Here is a 2,438-nt window from a genome sequence, read left to right on the forward strand (position 1 = left end):
TTGGCAAAAAGATCAACCATGTTGTAAGTCTCAAACTCAGGGTTGTTCATCACAAAGTCCACCTGTTGCATGATGACCGGATAGATGATGTTGAAATCAATGCCCGGACGGAAGATGCCTTGTTCCACACCGCGCTCAAGAAATCGCACGGCGTCTTTGCGCTGTTCCTTGTTGCTGTTGCGGCTGTAGGCTATGACTTGCGGATATTTCTTGATTTCGGAGAAAAATGCCGGAGAAATGTGCGCGCAGTTCTGCATGTTGGCCGAAAACTCTTTGAGAATAAATTCCAATACGTTGCCGGCCGTCCTGGCTGTCTGCTCCCAGCGTTTGCGGTCTTCCTGCTGCTTCTTTTTGAGGCAGGCCAGGAGCAGTTCTTCCTTGTCGCCGAACAATTGGTAGAGGGTACGTTTCGACATGGTGAGGCGATGGGCTATGGCGTCCATTGTGACGGCCTTGATGCCTTCCTGATGAAAAGACGCTATGGCTACATCGATAACGCGGTCGCGGAGTTCATTTCGTGAAATATGCGTGTCGCTCATGCTGATATTGATTTATATAGGGGCAAAGATACGAAGAAAAAACTTTTTTTACATGAAAAGTTTTACGTTATTTTATCTGTGGTTCCCATCCAGCATGGTTGTATTCCCGGGTGATGTCGCCTGTTTCAGTTTATCTTTTCCAATGCCTGTTTTATTTGTTCGCCTATGCCGATGGTGTAGCCTTGCGTCATGAAGACAACGCGGTTGAAAGTGTCGGCCAGGAGCATTACCGGCAGGTTGTTACTGCGGGTGAGGCCGCTGCCGAAGATGTCGTTGCCCACTTGTCCGCTCTCGTCTATGCCGAAGCGCACGGTGGAGGGCAGGCTGGAAAACTCGTGACGCACCTTTTCAAAACGTTCCCACTCGGCCTGGGAAGGAAACAGCAACAGAATGGGGCGTCCCCAGCTCTCGAGCTGCGGCCGCAGTTTTTCCAGATCGTGGAGAATGTGGTTGGAAGGTTCATGGTTGGCGCGGATGAGTCCTGCCACGTAGTAGCCGCGTCCTGTGGTGGAGAGCAATGATTTTTCTTTTCCAAAAGAGCAGTCATAGTAGAGGTTCTCGGCGTTGAAGTTACCTATGACCTGTAATTTTTCGCGGTCTTCGCGCATCACGAGAGCGGCTTCGGCCGGCGTCTTTTCCGCTATAGGAAAAACCGACAGGCGGGCCAGCACGCTGCCGTCGGCCAGGCGTGTTCCCGACGTCAGAAGATAGTCTCCGCCATCCACGGGCGTTCCTTCTTTGAAAGTTGCCGCCCAGGAGTCGGTTTCAGGATAGTTGAGGAGTACGGGACGGCCGTTGTTGAGCTTGCTCAGAGTGAAATGGGAGTAATAAACGGGATTTTCCATGTAACGCCGTGGCGTGTAGCCGAGCTTTAACTGGCTACCGGTTGAGGTGGGGCGGGATTCGGGGGCGAAACAGACTTCTTTCCACTCCTGTTCTTCGGGATGTCTCGCCAATATGCCGTTGGCCAGTTCTTCCTTGGTGGGAGCGAAATACTGCACCTTGCCTGTCACTTCGTTGAGGCGTGCGGGTATTCCCATGCTGCGCGCCGCGGCCACGAATAGAAGACCTTGGGAGCGCACGTCGGCGCGGCGTGTGCGGTGTGCGGCTTCGGGCGAGAGGCAGTACCCTTGTGGATTCCAAACGGCGTCCGTCTTGATGTTCTTCTTGATCCAACGGGCCAGTTTGGACGGGTCTTTCCTGAAAGCGGCTTGTTCCCTTGCGCTGAATGCTTTCCGGAAATAGCCGCGCCAAGGCGTGATAAGTTCATTGGCAATGCGGGGCGAGAGTACGTATCGCTTGTTCAATGGATCGTTTGTCTCTCCTCGGCTGGAGGATATCCGGTAGAAGGCCGAAAGGCGGTTTTCCAAATGGTCCTGCAGCACTTCAAGGGAGAAATCGCGCAGATCCTTGTCGCTTACGGTTTCCAGAAGATCAATGGCATTGTGCCGGTCGCTCCCCTTGTTGTTGCGGATGAGAGAAAGGACGTTGGCGTAGTTGCCGCAACTTTTTTCCACGAGAGGGCGGATGCGGCGGAAATCCAACTCCTCTTCCTGACAGAAAGCAGCAATGCGGGCAGAATCTGGAAAACTCTGCACATAGTCCGTTCGGATGGCGTCTTCCCGGGCTTTGCGACGGTCGTTCTCGGCTATTTCCTCTTCAGAAAGTGCCGGCAGGTTATTGTGTCCGACAGGAGGCGTGATGTTGAGTTCCTTCACGAAAGAAGTTTCTCCGGTGCGGTGGGTCAGCTCAACCCTGACAACATCCTTTTGCCCGACAGTCAGTTTTGAGAAACCGTAGCGGCCGTTTTTCGAGGCCCATGCTACCAGGTCGCCCAGACCGGCCGTGATGAAAGCCATTCCTTGTGAATCGGTCCGCGTGTGCTGGACGGTATAGAGT

The 2,438-nt window shown here is 53.5% G+C and carries 2 protein-coding genes; both read right to left on the reverse strand.

Going from position 1 to position 2,438, the window contains the following annotated elements; genetic code table 11:
* Positions 1–539 (reverse strand): TetR/AcrR family transcriptional regulator (locus C5S62_RS04665; protein WP_104404265.1); only part of this gene is annotated, 539 nt, incomplete at its 3' end.
* Positions 540–664: 125 nt separating this feature from the next.
* A partial coding sequence (locus tag C5S62_RS04670) for a transglutaminase-like domain-containing protein (protein ID WP_223301138.1) occupies positions 665–2,438 on the reverse strand: 1,774 nt, incomplete at its 5' end.

It is taken from the genome of Prevotella sp. MGM2, from assembly GCF_002933955.1.
GTDB lineage: Bacteria > Bacteroidota > Bacteroidia > Bacteroidales > Bacteroidaceae > Alloprevotella.